At 37.6% G+C, this 17,849-nt stretch carries 13 protein-coding genes and 1 tRNA gene; 3 read left to right on the plus strand and 11 right to left on the minus strand.

Annotated elements, in window-relative coordinates; genetic code table 11:
* Positions 1-143: 143 nt before the first annotated feature.
* A complete protein-coding gene (locus tag LC418_RS14350; RefSeq protein ID WP_111953160.1) occupies positions 144-779 on the minus strand; it encodes an NAD(P)-dependent oxidoreductase in 636 nt (211 codons plus the stop codon).
* A gap of 881 nt (positions 780-1,660) precedes the next feature.
* Between LC418_RS14350 and LC418_RS14355 the strand changes: the two genes are divergently transcribed.
* Positions 1,661-1,732, plus strand: a tRNA-Arg gene (locus tag LC418_RS14355).
* Positions 1,733-1,831: 99 nt separating this feature from the next.
* On the opposite strand, the gene LC418_RS14360 is transcribed toward LC418_RS14355, so the two are convergent.
* The 4 genes from LC418_RS14360 to LC418_RS14375 form a co-directional block, all read right to left on the minus strand.
* Positions 1,832-2,659: a hypothetical protein gene (locus LC418_RS14360; protein ID WP_223559634.1), complete on the minus strand. Its 828-nt coding sequence runs from the start codon at positions 2,657-2,659 to the stop codon at positions 1,832-1,834.
* A gap of 68 nt (positions 2,660-2,727) precedes the next feature.
* Positions 2,728-3,642, minus strand: coding sequence for a helix-turn-helix domain-containing protein (locus LC418_RS14365; protein ID WP_223559635.1), 915 nt, complete (start codon positions 3,640-3,642; stop codon positions 2,728-2,730).
* Positions 3,643-3,718: 76 nt separating this feature from the next.
* Positions 3,719-4,516, minus strand: a complete 798-nt coding sequence (locus LC418_RS14370; RefSeq protein ID WP_223559636.1) for an SDR family oxidoreductase — start codon at positions 4,514-4,516, stop codon at positions 3,719-3,721.
* 206 nt (positions 4,517-4,722) lie between these two features.
* On the minus strand, positions 4,723-5,781 hold the full coding sequence (locus LC418_RS14375; protein WP_111953152.1) for a 3-oxoacyl-ACP synthase III family protein: 1,059 nt from the start codon (positions 5,779-5,781) through the stop codon (positions 4,723-4,725).
* 240 nt (positions 5,782-6,021) lie between these two features.
* On the opposite strand from LC418_RS14375, the gene LC418_RS14380 reads away from it, so the two are divergent.
* Positions 6,022-9,366: a DEAD/DEAH box helicase gene (locus LC418_RS14380; protein ID WP_223559637.1), complete on the plus strand. Its 3,345-nt coding sequence runs from the start codon at positions 6,022-6,024 to the stop codon at positions 9,364-9,366.
* 111 nt (positions 9,367-9,477) lie between these two features.
* Here LC418_RS14380 and LC418_RS14385 read toward each other — a convergent pair whose 3' ends face one another.
* The 5 genes from LC418_RS14385 to LC418_RS14405 form a co-directional block, all read right to left on the minus strand.
* Positions 9,478-10,776, minus strand: a complete 1,299-nt coding sequence (locus LC418_RS14385) for a GEVED domain-containing protein (protein WP_223559638.1) — start codon at positions 10,774-10,776, stop codon at positions 9,478-9,480.
* A gap of 379 nt (positions 10,777-11,155) precedes the next feature.
* Positions 11,156-11,671: an endonuclease V gene (locus LC418_RS14390; RefSeq protein WP_338075546.1), complete on the minus strand. Its 516-nt coding sequence runs from the start codon at positions 11,669-11,671 to the stop codon at positions 11,156-11,158.
* The gene (locus tag LC418_RS14395; RefSeq protein ID WP_223559639.1) at positions 11,671-12,033 is read right to left on the minus strand and encodes a VOC family protein; all 363 of its coding nucleotides are present in this window, start codon (positions 12,031-12,033) and stop codon (positions 11,671-11,673) included. Before LC418_RS14395 ends, LC418_RS14390 begins: the two co-directional genes overlap by 1 nt.
* Positions 12,030-12,479, minus strand: coding sequence for a GNAT family N-acetyltransferase (locus tag LC418_RS14400; protein WP_223559640.1), 450 nt, complete (start codon positions 12,477-12,479; stop codon positions 12,030-12,032). Before LC418_RS14400 ends, LC418_RS14395 begins: the two co-directional genes overlap by 4 nt.
* A 206-nt stretch (positions 12,480-12,685) precedes the next feature.
* Complete coding sequence (locus tag LC418_RS14405; protein WP_111953144.1) at positions 12,686-13,738, minus strand: M28 family metallopeptidase; 1,053 nt, start codon at positions 13,736-13,738, stop codon at positions 12,686-12,688.
* Between the two features lie 88 nt (positions 13,739-13,826).
* Here LC418_RS14405 and LC418_RS14410 point away from each other — a divergent pair, with 88 nt between their 5' ends.
* Positions 13,827-14,966: an aminotransferase class I/II-fold pyridoxal phosphate-dependent enzyme gene (locus LC418_RS14410; protein WP_223559641.1), complete on the plus strand. Its 1,140-nt coding sequence runs from the start codon at positions 13,827-13,829 to the stop codon at positions 14,964-14,966.
* 122 nt (positions 14,967-15,088) lie between these two features.
* On the opposite strand, the gene LC418_RS14415 is transcribed toward LC418_RS14410, so the two are convergent.
* On the minus strand, positions 15,089-17,824 hold the full coding sequence (locus LC418_RS14415) for a sodium-translocating pyrophosphatase (RefSeq protein WP_223559642.1): 2,736 nt from the start codon (positions 17,822-17,824) through the stop codon (positions 15,089-15,091).
* Between the last annotated feature and the right edge of the window lie 25 nt (positions 17,825-17,849).

Here is a 17,849-nt window from a genome sequence, read left to right on the forward strand (position 1 = left end):
AAGTCACAAAAGCTTTTTGACACTTAAGTGATTAAAGATTTAATGCTTTATGAATAAGAAGTTCACTTAAGTTTAAAAAAATCATAGATTTTTTGTATTAGACCTCCAAAGCTTTAAACCTTAAACGTTGAACTTTAAACCCTTCAAAGATTATACAAAAACGGGCTTTGTTTAATATAAGCTTCATCATCGATCTGGGACACCAAAAACTCAGACAGATCTGCTGCACTGATTTTCTCTCCTGGACAATCCGTCAGATTCGTCTCTGTTCTGAAGTGCTCGGAAGTAGGAATTATTAACGGAAGTCTCACCAATGTCCAATCCAGATTACTCTTTACAAGAATTTCATATTCATCCTGTTTGTCTTTTGTTGTCTTTGGATAATTCTGATACATCCACTCAGTTGCCATTTTTACTTTATCATTTTTATGATCAAAAGGCGTGTTAACGTTCAAACCGGTGATAGTAATATATCTTTTAATTCCGTGAGAATTCATCGACTGTATAATATTGTTTGTAGCATCCGTGAATATCGATTCTTCTCCGGCAGGCTGTCCTATTTTACTGATTACCGCACTGCAATCTTTAATAAGACGGTTCACAGCTTCAGAATCTCTTGCATCTCCCTGTACGATTTCAATTAAAGGGTTTTCAATAGTAAAATTTTCAGGAGTCCGAAGTAACAGTTTCATGGGATGTTTTCTTTTCAGAAGCTCCTGGACAAGGTAATGTCCTGTTTTTCCTGTGCCACCTATTACGGCTATTGTATTTGTTTTCATAATGATCTCTTTTGTTGGTGAAATATGATCCAATAATGAATGAGAATGCCTCATCAGTTATCGTCAGATTTCTTTTTGGGTATTAAGTAATAGAATAACGGGGTTCATAAAATTTGAACCTTAGGATCTCAAGTACTTAGAAATGCACTTGAATAATGATATTTATAAAGAGATTTTAATGAGTCAAATATAACTAATTATTTTAAAAAGATAAAACTTTAGAATCAAACGCTATTTAGCCCTAATTTTTTATCTTAGAAAACAAAATCATATATTATTCATTCACTGGTTTTTTACCTTTTTAATCTGATTAAACAATATGAATTATAAAATTCTATCTGCTCTTCTGTTTATTCTGTTATTATGCAGCTGCACATTAAAAAAAATGATCAATTCAGATAATAATCAACGATATGGATCACTGGTATATTGAGAAAAAGAAGTGACAAGGAAAAAATACTTGAAAAACACCATTTTAAACATATTGAATAACAGTTGATTATAAACTTATCCACAACAAATTGTGGATAAGTTGTGAATTTTAACATTAAATTCATGTTTCGTATTAAAAATTGTACTACATTTACTATGTAATACAACTGAAATGAAATCATTTTTTGCTTTTTTCAGCTTTGAAATTGCAATTAAATTTGAAATAAAAATTTAAGCACAGCATTGTCGGCTGTGCTTTTTTATTGTTGTCTAATTAAAAAAATGAGATGTATTTATCTACTGGATCCGCTCCTAAAGAGCGGATTCTTTTTATGCACAGGTTCAGTTCCTGTCCTGAATGAATTCTGAATAAAATCATTGAAAAACAAACTGCAATTATTGGAAAGTTTTTATTTATTTAAATTAATTAGTATTTTTATTTTTTCCAAGGCCTCATAGTTCAACGGATAGAATAGAAGTTTCCTAAACTTTAGATCCAGGTTCGATTCCTGGTGAGGCCACAAGTGTAAATAAACAATAAAATACTGGCAGCCCTGTTATATTTGTCGTAGTTGTATGTATTCCTTAAAGCCAGGCAAGTAGCTGCATGTCCAACTTTATTATTTTTTAGGTATTTTCATTACATTTATAAAATCCTCCCGCATTACCTTAGTCATGTGTTTTGCGATAGTTGTGCCAGGCCAGAGGAGACGGGCGCCGACCGCCGAATAATCTCCGGTACTACTGCAACTTGAGTATGTGAAACCTTCTCCCCCTCCAGCTTCATCACTTAAATTACACATCACTTCATATTTGTGCTGATATATGTTCCGGTCATAGTTATTGAAGTCAATTACTTCACCATTCCACACGGCTTTATTTGCTTTCCATAATCTGAACATAGAGATAGCAGCCTCTTTATCCTCCATAGTATATGCAGATACATCAGGTTCCAGATCGGGATCTATATTAAGGATTTTACAGATATCCTCGTAGCTGTTGACTTCTGATCTGGAATTTATTGTACTTAGTTTTAATGATTCATTACCCGTTTTTATTATTTTTTCAGGTATTTTCATCATATTCATAAAATCCTGCTGCATCACCTTAGTGACGTGTTTTGCTATGGTAATGCCAGGCCAGAGGAGGCGGGCACCGACATGGCTCCTGTTGCTGACGGGACGGTAAGTAAAGTACATCAAACCTGAATCCGGATCAACTTCATCACCCAGATCAAACAAAATTTCATACTTCTCCTGATCATCGTTATTGAAATCAATCATTTCGCCATTCCATGCAGCCTTATTTGCGTTCCACAATCTGAACAGGGAAACAGCAGCCTTTTGATCCTCTTCATCATAGGCAGATACATCTGGTTTCAGGTCAGGATGTATGTTCAGTATTTTACAAATATCTTCATAACTGTTCATTTCCAATTCGAAATTCATTTTTAATTAGCTAATGATAGGTAGTCCATTCTTTTCCTCCCAATATTACTCATCCTATGAAATATACCTCAATTAAATGATTGTCTGTAACTTAAAGGAGTTTTTTCCATTTTCTTTTTAAAAAGCTTATTGAACGACTGAGGATGCTCAAACCCTAAAGCATAAGCGACTTCCGATACGGAAAAATTCGTAGCTATAAGATATTCTTTAGCCTTTTCAATCAGTTTTTCATGAATGTGCTGCTGGGCATTCTGCCCCGTAAGGTTCCGGAGCATATCACTCAGATAATGCGGTGAAAGGTTCATTTCTGAGGCCAGGAACTCCACGGTGGGAAGTCCTTTGGTTAATGTTTCCTGTTTATTGAAATAGTCTTCCAGTATACCTTCCATTTTAGATAAAATATCACTGTTGACTGCTTTTCTGGTGATAAACTGTCTTTTATAAAAGCGGTTGCTGTAATTCAGCAGAACCTCAATATAAGACACAATAACGTCCTGGCTGACTTCATCAATCGCTGTATTCAACTCATTCCTGATATTATCCAGTAATCCGGTGATGATTGTTTTTTCCTGATCAGATAGATGCAGTGCCTCATTGGTATCATAGGAAAAGAATCCGAATTTTTTAATGTTCTTGCCCAAAGGATAGGTCCGTATAAAATCCGGATGTACAAGCAGCGTATATCCACAGTATTCTGCGTCTGCATCGGTAGAAAGAATCTGTCCCGGCGCCGTAAACATCATGCCTCCTTCGTTAAAATCATAATATCCCTGTCCGTAGCCCATCTTTCCATGTTCAGAAAACTTATACGAAATCTTATAAAAATTCAGGTAAAAGCTTCTGTTCAGCAATTCCTTATTCACAATCATTTTCGTATTATCTACCAGGCTTACTAACGGATGAAGCGGTTTGGGAAGTTTCAGCAGGTTGTGAAGCTCCGATATGGATGAAATTTTCATAGGTGTATTATCCTTCTTTTCCATGATATAAATGTATTAAATATTTGAATTAAAAGACAGCATAAATAAAATCTATGCCGTCTCAATATTTAAAAATATCTTAAATAAACTGTTTGCCGAACTGCTCTCTGAAAGCTTCAGCTCCCAGTTCAAGACGCTGAGCATATAATGCTTTTGCATCCTCTCCTGCTACGTATCTTAACTGCTTCTTGCCATCTGTAGCTGCTTCATATACCACTTCAGCAATCTGCTCAGGTTTGGAAGCCGCTTCCATCATTCCTTCCATACTGGAAAAAAGGGAATTGGTAATCTCTTCATAGGCCGGGCTCGTTGCGGAATCTAAAGAACGACTTACAAAATCGGTCTTAATTCCTCCTGGAGATACAGTTTTGATATTAATGCCGAATTTATTCAGTTCATAAGATAGACTCTCGCTCCAACCCTCCAACGCCCATTTGGTTGCATGATAGGTTGAACCCAAAGGAAATGCAATCAATCCTCCGATTGAGGTGGTAGAAATAAACATTCCGCTCTTTTTCTCTCTGAAATATGGAATAAAAGCTTGTGTTACACGAATCACCCCAAGAAGGTTGGTATCCAGCTGCTTTAAAATCTGCTCATCTTTTAAGGCTTCCAAAGGACCAATAAGCCCATATCCTGCATTATTGAAGACTACATCCACATTACTTAACTCAAGAGCCTTCGTAACAGTTGATTTTATCTGTTCCAGATTGGTAACATCCAAAGGAAGCAGGGTTACATTGTCCAAGGCGGCAAGTTCAGAAGCTGCTTCCGGGTTTCTCATAGTAGCAATAACGTTCCAGCCTCTGCTTTGAAATAATTGGGCAGCCGCTTTTCCTAATCCTGTTGAAGCGCCTGTTATAAAAATTGTTTTCATTTTGTTCTGTATTAAATTAACAGGACAAAGGTCAGGATTCGAATAAAGGCTGGAGTTGCCAAATTGGACTAACGTGTATCCAAAATGGATTTTAAATAGTTTTTTGAAGGAATTATCTCAAAATAGAAAGGCCCGGATTTAAAATCCAGGCCTTGTTTATTAAAAAGAGAAATGCAGTATAAGCTGTGAATTCTCTTCAGATTATCTTAAAATTTATAGACAAATGAATTGATATTCATCCCTGCTCCTACAGAAGCAAATAAAACCACATGTCCTTCTTTTATTTCATGGGAAGGAAGTTCTCCATTCAGGATCATCGTAAGCAACGTTGGAATGGTAGCCACACTGCTGTTCCCTAATTTATCGATTACCATCGGCATGATATTCTCAGGCATTGTCAAATCATAAAGCTGATAAAAACGTTTTACAATCGCCTCATCCATTTTCTCATTAGCCTGATGAATGATAATTTTATCTAGCTGATCTATAGAATATCCGCTTGCATCCAGACACTTCTTCATAGCATCCGCCACATTTACAAGAGCAAATTCATAAATTTTTCTGCCTTCCATTTTGATATATTTCGTATCAGGACAGCTTTCATTGTTGTATGACTTACCAAAGAAAAGGTAATCTTTTTCGTTCAGGGTATAAGAAGCCGATAAATGGGACTGTATTCCTTTACCATCTTCACTTATTTCCATGATAACCGCTCCTGCACCATCCGCATAGATCATACTGTCCCTGTCGTGAATATCAACGACTCTGGAAAGTGTTTCTGCACCAATAACCAGGCAGCGTTTTGCAATACCCGATTTGATGAAGGCATTAGCCTGTATCACACCTTCTATCCAGCCCGGGCATCCGAACAGAACATCATAGGCTACACAGAAATTATTTTTGATCTTTAGAAGATGTTTTACTCTTGAAGCCAGACTTGGCACACTATCCGACTGAACGGTGCCAAAGCGGACATCACCAAAATTATGGGCAAATATGATGTAATCCAGGGTCTCCGGATCTATTTTTGAATTTTCTATTGCTCTCTGTGCTGCAATCAGCCCCAGATCTGAAGTCACCTGATCCTCAGATGCGTATCTTCTTTCTTCTATGCCGGTAATTTCCTTGAGCTTTCTGGCAATAATATCATTCGCTTCCTTTAATGACTCCCCGTTTTTATTAATAAAATGATGCTTGTCAAAAAATAAATTTGTAATTGTTTCCGGCGGAATATAATTGCCGACTCCTATAATCTTGCTTGTCATTAAAAAAAAATTATAATCTTCTTAAATTCATTTTGGTTTTTTCATGAATTTAAATATTGTACAATATTAACGATAAAATATCTATTAATCGTATGATAAAATAGAATTGAATATTTATATTGGTATTCAGAGCATAAAATGAAACATTACCATCCCTCAGATCGCTTTCTATCATTAGATTTTCACTTCATTCTCAATCCCTTAGATTGTTGTTTTCATTTTTTGTAAATTCGCATGCTTATGGCAGCCTATATTCTTGAAAATACAAGCATCAATATACTTTCCGTTTATGATCTCCTGAAACATACTTCAGGCAGCGCATTCCTGGAGATCAAAGATTTTCATAATATCTATCCTACTGCCATCGAAAATAATATAGGCGTTTTTACTAAAAGATCCCCGTTAAAAGATTTCCCGGAGGTTTCCGTCAGCCAGATTGGCAGCTCTATAATAAGCACATGTACCTGCCATACCCCTAAAGACAAACTTTGTGAGCATCAGGCAGAAATCATCCACTGTATCATAGAGGAGAAAAAATTCAGGACTTTTTTTGATCCTTTTCTTCGTAAGAAACTGTTTATTGCTAAAGCTAAAAGTTACGGCTTAGAAAATGAACCGGAACTTGATATCTATTTTGAGCTTGAATATGTTAATGACAAAATCGAAGTACAGCCTAAGATCAGGGAAATGTTACCTATAGATGAGGATATTTTTAAACAGCAGCTTCTTCCTCAACGTTCTTCAGTAATCAATCAATTAGCATTACAGGACAGTGGGAAGAGAAAAATACTGGTCATCGGAAGGCACCGTTATTACAGCCACCTGAATTTTTCACTCATGGAAGCTGAAACTACCCAGGAAGGAAAACTCAAAAATCCTGTCCATCCTGTTGATGCCATGCAGCTTATCTGGAAAGCTGAAGAGCCACAGCATATTAAATTCTACACTGCTGTTTCAGCGTTTCAGAATAATTATAATGAGGATTACAATACTGCAGAGCTGGAAGCTCTAAAACTGATCGTACAGAATCCGCTTGGGCTGGAAACTTATTATCATGACCGTGAGCTGTCCGAGACCGTTTCATCAAAATCTCTTGTCCCTGTACATCTTGAGGTTTTACAGGCAGAAATACAGCTTAGCGTATTCAAAAAGGAACCTTTTTATGAGGTAACCGGAGCGTTAGAATTCAATGATGTATCCATTCCTTTTAAAAATATAATGATCAGGAATGAATATTTTGTCTATAGCCGGAATACTTTCAGTTTTGTAGATGATCCGGATATGCTGAGGGTAATTAAATTTTTTAAAACCAATAATGAGATCCTGCTTGTTCATTCCTCGAAATATGAAGGATTCATGAAAAATATTCTTTCTTCACTGGAAGAACGTATTCATATCAATTATAGTTATATACAGCCTGCAACACCAGTACAGCTTGAAGAAGAAAACCACAGTAACGAATGGGTCATTTATCTTCGCCAGCAAGGAAATTACATTGCTTTGACTCCGGTCATGAAATATGGACAGGCAGAAGTTGCCGTCTATTCCAAGAAACAGCTTTTCGGAACGGATCAGAATGGAAATGTATTTAAAATTGACAGAAATGACGCAGAAGAAGCCCGTTTTACCTATCTCATTATGAAGCAGCACCCCGACTTCGAAGCACAGATGGACGGCTATGATTATTTTTATCTGCATAAAGATAAGTTCCTGGATCAGGACTGGTTTCTTGGTGCTTTTGAAGTATGGAGACGTGAAGGTGTTGTCATTCTTGGATTCAATGAGCTTAAAAATACTAAACTCAATTCTTACAAAGCAAAAGTCAATATTCAGATCACCAGTGGGCTGGATTGGTTCAATGCTAAATTAAAGGTAAGCTTCGGACAGAAGGATGCCACACTGAAACAGCTTCATCGCGCTATACGCAACAGAAGTAAATTTGTACAGCTGGACGACGGGACGCTCGGAGTTCTCCCGGAAGAATGGATCAACAGGATGAATGAATTTTTCCGGATCGGGGAAATTGATGCTGAGGAACTTAAAATTCCAAAGATCAATTTTACGGAAGTGTCTTCACTGTTTGAAAAGGATATTTTGAGCAGCGAGGTACAGGAAGAGCTTTCTTCTTATTCACTTCAGTTCTCATCCGTTAAAGATATTCCCCAAATCGATATTCCTTCAGAATTGAAAGCTGTTTTGAGGGATTATCAGCATGACGGACTGAACTGGCTGAGCTTTTTGGACAGCTTTAATTTCGGGGGATGTCTGGCGGATGATATGGGTCTTGGAAAAACACTTCAGGTGATCGCGTTTATTCTTTCTCAACGTAAAAAACGAGGCCATGTTACCCATCTTGTCGTGGTTCCCACTTCCTTGCTCTTCAACTGGCAGGAAGAGATTAACAGGTTCGCTCCTTCAATAAGTGTAATGACTCATTATGGAGCCGAAAGATTGAAAACTGCAGAACATTTTTCTGAATATGAGGTAGTACTTACCAGCTATGGAATGTTACTTTCGGATATCCGTTTTCTGAAAGACTTCCGTTTTAACTGTGTTTTCCTTGATGAATCACAGACAATTAAAAATCCTAATTCAGAAAGATATAAAGCAGCCCGCTTGTTGAATTCAAGAAACAGGTTTGTTCTTACAGGAACTCCTATTGAAAACAACACTTTCGATCTTTACAGTCAGCTTTCTTTTGCATGTCCGGGACTTTTGGGGAGCAAGCAGTATTTTAAAGACATTTATGCCGTTCCCATTGATAAATTTGAATATGGTAAGCGTGCCCAGGAGCTTCAACAGAAAATCAAGCCTTTTATTCTCCGCAGGATAAAAAAGCAGGTTGCCAAAGAGCTTCCTGAAAAGACGGAAATGGTAATCTACTGCGAAATGGATACTGAACAGCGTAAAATCTATGATGCTTATGAAAAGGAACTCCGTGAATTTATTGCCGCCAATGATGACGATGATCTGAATAAAAACAGCATGCATGTTCTTACCGGGCTTACCAGGCTCAGACAGATCTGTAATTCTCCTGTACTATTAAAAGAAGGATATTCAGGCGATCATGCTGTGAAAATAGAAATACTGATGGAACAGATCCAAAGTAAGTCGAAAGATCATAAAATCCTTGTATTCTCACAATTTGTAGAGATGCTGGACTTGCTTAAAGCTGAACTTGAACGTAAAAAGATTCCTTTTGAATATCTTACGGGACAAACCAAAAACAGAGGCAAGACCGTTAATAATTTCCAGGAGAATGAAGAGATCCGGGTATTCCTGATCAGTTTAAAAGCGGGCGGCGTAGGACTTAATCTTACTCAGGCAGATTATATTTACCTCGTAGATCCGTGGTGGAATCCTGCAGCGGAAAACCAGGCGATCGACCGTAGTTATAGAATCGGTCAGACTAAGAATGTGATTGCAGTCCGGCTGATCTGTTCAAATACTGTGGAAGAGAAGATTTTAAGTCTTCAGAAAAAGAAAAATGAGCTGGCCCAAAATCTGCTTCAGACTGACGGAACAGGCATTCAGAAGCTGTCGAAGCATGATTTATTAGAAATACTGGAATCAAAATCATTGTAAAACCTTTCAACACAATATTCAGTTATACCTGACTAAAAAGAAAACCGACAGATAGAATCTGCCGGTTAAAAAAAACAAAAATTGATATGGATATGATTAGATAAAGTGTTCTTATTTTTTAATGATCTTTTTGATGATGCTTTTTTTATCTTTAGTGTAGATCCTGATCAGATAAGTCCCGGGAGTAAAGCCATTCATATTAACAACACCGGATATTCCTTCTAAAAGCTTCTGTCCAGATACGCTATAAACTTCATATTTTTCAAGTCCGCCTTCTGTTTGTACCGTTACGGAACCTGATGTAGGATTTGGGTATATTTTTGCAGATGATTTTTTTGTTACCTCCGATGTAGCCAGATTGGATGCCAGCACATTTAAAGTATAATCTTCAACCTGTCCAATGAACCACCCTGCTGGACATGGCAGATTTTCCAAGGTTCCCATCCATGAATTAGATTCATAAGCTTTAACAATTCTGAACCGGGTTGATCCCAGCATTGCATCAGCAGGAATGCTGATTGTTCCAGACGTTACTCCAGACTGTCTGCCGGGAATAGGATCAGAATTATCCAGATAGCCTAAATTAAACGCTTCGTTCGGATCAAAAGTATTATTGTGATTAAGATCGATATAGGCATACACTGAGACGGTTGTCTGTCCCTGAGTTCCTCCAGTGACGGTTATTGGATAAGAATTACCTCTGTTCACACTGAAAACTGTAGATGTAAAGTTCTCAACTGCGTCTGAAGTTCCGTCTATATGACTTTCGTTAGAAATTCCTGTAAATTCTATCTTTGTAATTTCACTAACAGTCAGGGTTGTGACATTTTCAGCTCCGCAGTAGGGCCATGGGAAAACCATATTATTTCCTGCAATATTTACAGTGTAATCTTCGGTTTGTCCCGCTCTTAAGCTGGTATCACAAGCTGTAGTGATCGAATTCGGTGCGTTGGGATCAGAATAAGCAGCTGTATTGGTATTTTTCAGTACTCTCATTCTTGTGGCACCGGATGCTGCATTCGCAGGAACTGTAATGGTACCGTTAATAGTAAAGGCATTAAAAGGATTCGCTGCTGCCAGTCTGCCTATATAAAAATTTTCTCCCGCATCATCAAAATTACCGTTCTTGTTAAAATCAATAAAAACCACAACGTCACTTGGAAAAGTACCGGAGGGCCCTTTTATAGAAATCTGATAACTGTTTCCGGCCTGAAGATCTACAGACAGTGAGGTAAAATCCTCATAAGGCTGCGCATTCCCTGATTGTGAAGTTGAGGTATTATTGATATTTCCAAAACTTACATTGGTGATCATATTGCTATCTGTACCATATTGAAATGCAGGAGTACAGTATTGTGCATTCATCATCATATAGAATACCACAGCAGAAAAAGTAGATAATTTCTTCATTTATTCTTTTATTTTGTTGAGACAAATTTATATTTATTTAGAATTAATAAAAATAAGAATCAAATGATATTTATCACTTTTAAAAGAATAATTAAAAAAATAAGGTAGATAATTTAATAATTCTCAGATAAAATTACCAGTCAATACGCAGTAAAAAAGTTATCACAGCAAAATAAACATCTGCTAAAAGTAAGATAAAATTAACCAAAAAATAAAAAGCTTTGTTTTTTGAGAATTTTAGAATAAGATAAAAATTATAACATAAAGCAATAAAAAATAAGGGTGTGAGCCAGAAAAAAAAATCACGTTGTAACAGAAAATATATTAATAAAAATATAAATGATGCTATCAAGATATATAAATAATTTTTCATATGAAATTAAGCTCTGGAAAGCTGATCGAGCTTTTTCAACAGTGCTGGTATCCGGTAAGCTCCGGACATCTGCTCTACTTTAGGCAGTAGTTCATCTACATCTGCACCTTTTGCGGTAAGAAATAACGGAGTTTTGCTTTCTCCTCTTAAAACACTTCTTCTTTGGGAATCCGGAGAAGCAAACTCGTTTTTTGCAATTCCAATGATTGCATATTTTCGGTCTAAGGCTTCATAGAGATATCCTCCAAGACCTATTTTACCATCATTATCAAGGGTAACATAGCCATCTACGATAATAATGTCTCCTTCTTTTAAGGATATTTCCTTTAATAGGCTCAAAATGCAGGGCAGTTCCCGCTTGTAGAAAGCACCACTTTCATATCCGGAAGGGACTTCTGTTTTTTCAGTATAAATATCAGACTCATTTTCTGAGGTCCAGTCTTCAAATGCGATACACACAGTGTTTGCATGGTCATCATAATAATAAGTATCAAAAGCGTAAATCATATTCCTTTCTGTCATTAAAAAAATTCACCGAAGTGCCACAAAACCCCGGACGGATCATGTACAAAGCATTCTTTTCCCCAGTCCATTGTTCTTACGGGGGTAAGCTTTACTTTTTCATATTTCTCAGTAAGACGCAAAGTCTGAAGTTCCTTCCAGAATTCATCCGTATTCTCGACTTCCATAAAGACCATGGTATTGTCTATCCAGTCTTTAGCATAGTAATCCTGAAGATAGAATCCGGTTTCCTGCCTTTTAAACAAAGATAATTTAGGTTCAAGAATTATTTCCTCAAATCCAAGATCTCTGTAGAAGCTTCTGCTTATTTCAAAATTTTCAGCCCCGATAAATGGCCTGATGGATTTTACATGCTGTCTCATTGTTTTCTGTTTTTCCAGTTATTATAAGTCATTTCAAATTTGATTTCTCCTTTTCCATGCATACCTCTCTCCTGCCATCCGGACTTCCTGTAAAATGCTTCCGCTCTTGTTCCCGGTGCAGTTCCCAGCCATACATCTTCTTTGGTTTGTTCAAAATACCAGTCAAGCATAACATCATGAAGCTTCCTTCCAATTCCGAGATTCTCAAAATCAGGATGTATAAAAAGTGCCCAGATATTATTTTCCTTCAGATCTACAATAGAAAAACCAATAATCCGGGATTCTATCTCACCTACCCAGCCTTTTCCTCTTTCAAACAGAAATTCTTCACAGTCTGCGTCAGTTACCAAGGCGGGATCAGAAAGCATATTCTCTTTTACTGAGTTCCGGACGATCTGGATCTGTGGAATGTCTTCAGTCCTGGCTTCGCGAATTGCTGTTTTCATTTGGTTATTCTTATGTTGGTTAGCTATTTTTATAAAATTGAAGTTGGTCAATGCAAAGGCACAATTTTATGTGCCTGATGCTTTATTAGGAATCTCCGATAAAATGTACCTTACTAAAAAACACAAACCATTGGTTTATTAAACTTTAAACATTATTAATTAAAGCAATTTTTATTTTGTGTTTTGTGATGATTCAATAAAATATTTTATTTTTTATCTACTACAATTCTTTCTGCTCTGTTGGCAATTTCCCAGGCAGTGGCAAAAACCAGCTGGGCTCTTTTTTCCAGCAATGGATAATCAATTTTCTCAGGATCATCGGTTGGTTTATGATAATCTTCATGAATACCGTCAAAGAAAAAGGCTACCGGAACATTGTTTTTAGCGAAATTATAATGGTCTGAACGGTAATATAGCTGTTCCGGATCCGCAGGATCATCGTATTTATAGTTTAATTCCAGATTATTCGTCTTTTTGTTGGCAGCTTCATTGATGACCTTGAGCTGGGAGCTCAGCATTTCAGAACCTATCACATATACATATTGTTTTCCTCGGTTTGCGGCATCATCACGTCCAATCATATCAATATTGAGGTCAGCTACAGTATTGGCAAGCGGGAATACGGGATTGCTGGTATAGTACTCAGATCCGAACAGGCCATGCTCTTCTCCTGTTACATGAAGGAATAGAATTGATCTTTTTGGCCCGTTTCCAGCCTTTTTAGCTTCCTGGAATGCTTTCGCGATCTGCATAACGGCTACAGTTCCGCTTCCGTCATCATCAGCTCCGTTGTAAACAACTCCGTTTTTGGTTCCGACATGGTCGTAATGTGCAGAAATCACTATTATTTCGTCAGGTTTCTCACTTCCTTCAATGAAAGCAAGGATGTTTTCAGAATCCGGAAGGTTTCCGCCTCCTCTTTTCTTCATAAATTCTGCTGGAACCTTTTGATAGTAAGAGCCTAATGCCTTTGGCGGAGTAATTCCTAGGCTCTTATAATAATTGATCATATACTCACCCGCTTTTTTCTGTCCAGGACTTCCGGTATCTCTTCCTGCCATTTCATCGGAAGCGATCACATATAAGTTTTTCTTTAGTTCATCAGATTTAATGGTCTTATATGCAGCAAGAAAGGCTTTATCCCCTTTTGCTACAGACACGGATTGAGTAGATTGGGCCGAAGCACCTTCAGAAGTTTTCGCCGTTCCGCAGCTCACCATAACAGCCAGCCCTAACAACGGGATAAGTATTTTTTTCATACAATAATAATTTGCTTAAAAATAACAAATTTTATTTAACCTTCAACGGATGCCTATTTTTCTTATATTTGATATAAATGCAATATAGATGGAAAAAATTTACGGATTTACACACTATTCCTTTTTCACGGAAATGTCTGAGCTGGCTACAAAACATAATAGTTTTGATCTGTCTTTAGGACTTCCCGACTTTGATATTGATGAGCGATTAAAATCATTTTTAAAGGAGGCTGTAGATTGTAATAAACATCAGTATGAGCCACTTGCAGGAAATCCGATGCTCATTAACAATATCATTACTTATAACACAGCACGTAAAAACAGCATCAGACTTAAAGAAAATGAGGTAACTGTTGTTCCCTGTACAACTTTTGCTTTAAATACAGCCCTTAAATCTATTCTAAATCAAGGAGATGAAGTTATCATTATTCAGCCTTCCTATTATACTTATGCACCTTCAGTTGTTCAAAATGGTGGTATTCCTGTTTATTATGACCTTGATAATGATTTTACCATAAACTGGGAAAATTTTCAAAAATGCATTTCCGGAAAAACAAGAGCCGTTATTGTTAATTCGCCACAAAATCCTACGGGAACAATCTGGAAGCAAAATGACTGGAACCAGCTTTATGAACTGATAAGGCATCAGGAAATTTACCTTATTTCGGAAGAAATTTACGATACCTATTGCTACGACGGACTTGAACATTACAGTTCTTTTCTTCATCCTGAGCTGAGAAACAGGACCTTCTGTATCTTCTCTTTTGGAAAAATGTTTCATACTTCCGGTTGGAAGGTGAGTTATTTAATTGCCTCAGAATATCTTACCTCAAAATTCAGATGCCATCAGCAATATATTTCCTATAGTGCGAATGCTCCAGCCCAATATGCTCTTGCTAAATATCTGGAAGTATTCGATTCCAGTGAAAACAAAAATATAATGCAGCGAAAAAGAGATATTTTTAATGAAATGATTGCATTTACACCTTTGGAAGCTATCAAAAAGGCTGAAGGAAGCGTCTTTCAGATCGTTAATTTCAGGAATGTTTCTAAAACTATGACAGATGTAGAATTTTCAAAATGGTTGACGGTAGAGAAAGGAACAGCATGTCTTCCACTTTCTGCTTTCTATAATTCGCGGCAGAACTCCGATTATGTGCGGTTCAGTTTTGCTAAAAAGGATGAATTAATCATCCAGGCTTTGGAACACCTGCAGAAAAACCTTTAATATTTGAAACCTGTCATTACAAAGAATCATAGTTTATGCATAAAGAAGATTATTAATTAAAAATCTTCATATCAATGAAAAAGCACCGCCTAAGACGGTGCTTTAAATATTTGTTATTTGATTTAAAGAGCGAGAACTCTTACATCAATTCTTCTGTTTTTTGCTTTACATTCATCCGTGTCATTCGCTTCGCAAACCGGATGCTGAGAGCCATAGCCTTCTGCCTCTACCCTGTCTGATGAAATTCCCAGTTCCAAAAGCTTCAGTTTTGCAGTCTGAGCTCTCAGATTCGATAATTTCTGATTGCTTTCTTCATTGCCGGTATTATCTGTATACCCTCCCAATTTAATTTTCACGTCAGGATAGGCATTTAAGATTTCAGCAAGGTTATTAAGCTGAGCATCTGATCCGGCTTTCAGATCACTGGAACCGGTTTCGAAATAAAGGTTTTCCAGAGTATACCAGTTATTAGGATCTATGACAGTCTGATCTTTTTGATTTACCGAATTGTATAGCTGGAACAGTCTGCTTCCTTCTCCTAAAGCGATTGTTTTTCCGCCTTTCAATTTTATTTCCTGAATGTTTCCTGTCTCATAAACAAAATCCCCGTTTTCATTAAGATGTCCTTTGATTTCTTTTGGAGAAGCGGGAACGGTTTGAAGATCTGTATGGGTTGCAGTTGAAGTCGCATTATAAGCTCTTGTCAGGCTTTCCAGTTTCGCTTTCCTGTTGGCTTCAATTTTATCTTTATGCAGTACTGCCAATGTTGGTGCAATAACTAATGAAACAATGGACATTAATTTGATCAGGATGTTCATTGATGGTCCTGAAGTATCTTTAAAAGGATCTCCCACAGTATCTCCGGTTACGGAAGCCTTATGAGGTTCTGAACCTTTATAATAGGTCTGACCATTGATATCAACGCCTTTTTCAAATGATTTTTTAGCATTATCCCAGGCACCACCTGCATTATTCTGGAACATCCCCATCAGAACACCGCTCACGGTAGCTCCGGCTAAAAATCCTCCTAAAACTTCAGGTCCGAATATAAATCCGATCAGCAAAGGTGAAATAATGGCAATAGCCCCTGGAAGCATCATTTTTCTGATGGATGCATCTGTTGATATGGCTACACATTTTTCATATTCGGGCTGTGCTTTTCCTTCCAGAATCCCCGGAATTTCACGAAACTGTCTTCTTACTTCTTCTACCATGGCCATCGCAGCTTGTCCTACTGCAGTAATGGCAAGTGAAGAGAATATAAACGGTATCATTCCTCCTACAAATAAACCTGCCAGAACATCTGCTCTGTAGATATCAATTCCATCGATTCCGGCAATTCCTACAAAGGCAGCAAATAAAGCCAGCGCCGTTAATGCAGCGGAAGCAATTGCAAATCCCTTTCCTGTAGCTGCTGTGGTATTTCCTACAGCATCCAGGATGTCTGTCCTTTCACGGACTTCTTTTGGAAGTTCACTCATTTCAGCAATTCCTCCGGCATTATCAGCAATCGGTCCAAAAGCATCAATGGCGAGCTGCATGGCAGTAGTGGCCATCATTCCGGCTGCTGCAATTGCCACACCGTAAAGTCCTGCACATAAATAAGAACCGTAAATTCCTCCTGCCAATACAAGGATAGGAAGTAATGTTGATTCCATCCCTACTGCCAAACCACCGATAATATTTGTTGCATGACCTGTAGAGGATTGTCTTACAATACTTGAAACAGGCCTTTTGCCCATAGCTGTATAAAATTCCGTAATGATGCTCATTAAAGTACCTACTACCAGACCTACCATTATAGCACCGAAAACACCCATTTTAGTGAACTCGTGTCCTCTGAGCGTCATTTTCTCGGGAAGAAGGTAAGTGACCAGAAAATAAGAAGAGATCGCTGTAATGACAATACTTCCCCAGTTACCCAAATTCAGAGCATTCTGTACGCTGGAAGTAGATGAGCCTTCATTATCATTGATTCTTACAAATAAAGTTCCTATCATGGAGAAAATGATTCCTGTCCCGGCAATAAGCATTGGAAGAAGGATAGGTGCAAAACCACCGAAGGCATCATCAGACATTGTTTCTCTACCCAAAACCATTGTCGCTAATACTGTTGCAACATAAGATCCGAAGAGGTCGGCTCCCATCCCAGCTACATCTCCTACATTATCACCTACGTTATCTGCAATAGTGGCTGGATTCCTTGGATCATCCTCAGGAATTCCCGCTTCCACTTTTCCGACAAGGTCAGCTCCAACATCTGCAGCTTTTGTATAGATACCACCACCTACTCTTGCAAAAAGAGCAATGGATTCTGCCCCAAGAGAAAATCCTGTAAGAATTTCAATGGTCCTTTCCATTTCATGGGAATCTACTGTTGCATCAGGAGCGAAAATCTGTTTAATGATCAGAAAAAGAGCACCTAAACCTAGAACTGCCAATCCGGCCACTCCCATTCCCATAACGGAACCTCCGGTAAAAGAAACTTTCAGAGCTTTGGAAAGTGATGTTCTTGCGGCTTCTGCTGTTCTTACATTGGCTTTTGTTGCGATTTTCATTCCGATAAACCCTGCCAATGCAGAAAATACAGCTCCCACGGCAAAAGCAACCCCAATACTCCAGTGGGAATTGGAATTACTGGATCCCATCACAGCGAGTAATATCGCAACCACCACTACGAAATAGGTTAAAATCTTGTACTCGGCCTTTAGAAAAGCCATTGCACCGTCAGCAATATGTCCGCTGATTATTTTCATTTTTTCATTCCCGGCATTCTGCTTACTTACCCAGTTACTCTGCAGGAAAGTATACAATAAGGCGACAACGCCGAAAACCGGAATTAAATAGAACAAATCCATAGTTTATTATTTTAATATTAATAAA

It is taken from the genome of Chryseobacterium lathyri (assembly GCF_019970085.1).
Taxonomy (GTDB): Bacteria; Bacteroidota; Bacteroidia; order Flavobacteriales; family Weeksellaceae; genus Chryseobacterium; species Chryseobacterium lathyri.